This is a genomic window from Pseudoalteromonas sp. S558 (assembly GCF_005886635.1).
Taxonomy (GTDB): domain Bacteria; phylum Pseudomonadota; class Gammaproteobacteria; order Enterobacterales; family Alteromonadaceae; genus Pseudoalteromonas; species Pseudoalteromonas aliena.
The window spans coordinates 1-459 of the sequence record NZ_PNDU01000587.1; the positions used below are offsets into that span (position 1 = coordinate 1).

Consider the following 459-nt stretch of genomic DNA (forward strand, 5'->3'; position numbering starts at 1 on the left):
TTTTGCATCTAGAATCCTTTTTAATATAAATATAATATAACAATAAAATAGCATTCAAACACCGAAAGATTTACTATATTATTTTTACTTCGACCATAAGAATTTGTTTTGGACATTCGTTTTATATCAAGCTTAATAGAAGTTGTTGATACTGGTTCAATTGCGGCTGCCGCTAGGAATCAAATGTTAACTCCTGCAGCTGTTAGTCAGAGAATTAAAGCATTAGAAAACTCTTTGGCTTGCAAGTTACTCAACCGTGCAGGACACAGCGCAACTCCAACGTCAGAATGTTTAAAGATTTTACCTAGATTAAAACGCTTAGTTTCTGAAGTTGATGCTCTTCAAAGTGACTTAGATGAGACTGGTTTATCTGGAGAGTTAAAATTAGGTGCCATTTCAACGGTGCTAACCGGATTATTACCCAGTACAATTCAATATTTGACGACAAGTGCTCCTAAC

Annotated in this window: 1 protein-coding gene; it reads left to right on the forward strand. The window is 34.9% G+C overall.

What is annotated here, in order from left to right:
- Nucleotides 1-108: 108 nt before the first annotated feature.
- Nucleotides 109-459: LysR family transcriptional regulator (locus tag CWB66_RS21540; RefSeq protein WP_138587011.1), on the forward strand; the 351-nt coding region annotated here is incomplete at its 3' end.